Source organism: Pseudoclavibacter sp. RFBI5 (genome assembly GCF_002931395.1).
GTDB lineage: Bacteria > Actinomycetota > Actinomycetes > Actinomycetales > Microbacteriaceae > Pseudoclavibacter.
The window spans coordinates 1-583 of the sequence record NZ_PSYA01000027.1; the positions used below are offsets into that span (position 1 = coordinate 1).

The window sequence follows — 583 nt, forward strand, 5'->3', positions numbered from 1 at the left end:
ACGACGGTGCGTCCCGTGTCCGAGCTGCGGTCGTGGATGAGTGTTCCCGTCCGCCCCTGCCCCTGTCGAAGGCTGAAGGCGAGGAGCAGGATGATGCCCACCACGAGGACGGCGACGACGGCGATCATCAGCCAGCTGAAGCCCGTGCCGGGGAAGGGCGTCTGCTGGAGCCAGCTGCCGACCTGCGTGTTCACGGTTTCGGAGATCGGCGTCCAGGTGTCCTTCGCCCCGGGCAGCCAGGCACCGAGCGCCGCAGCTGCTCCGACGATGAGCAGGAGCAGACCTGTGGCGACGATGAGGAGCCGGTTCAGGCCGCGGTTCGTGCTGTTCATGCGCCGACCTTCCCGTTCTCTGCGACGCGGACCTTGGCGGTGACCCGTGGGGTGAGCTCGTACTGCTCGAGCTGCCGGGTGACGGCGGCTTCGATGGAGGCGGCGTCGACGGGCACCCCGGATGCGGGCACGAGGTGGACGTCGGCGCGGCGGTGCGAGACCGAGACGGTGACGTTGTCGGGGCTGACGCTGCCGGCGAGGGCCGCGTGCCGGGCGAGCGCGGACGCGATGACCGCGTTGTCCGCGACGGT

The 583-nt window shown here is 70.5% G+C and carries 2 pseudogenes; both read right to left on the reverse strand.

Features of this window, described 5'->3' with window-relative positions:
* Positions 1-332: pseudogene (locus C5E06_RS18870) on the reverse strand (hypothetical protein); the annotation flags it as partial.
* Positions 329-583 (reverse strand): annotated as a pseudogene (locus tag C5E06_RS19455) (hypothetical protein); the annotation flags it as partial. The pseudogenes C5E06_RS19455 and C5E06_RS18870, both read right to left, overlap by 4 nt.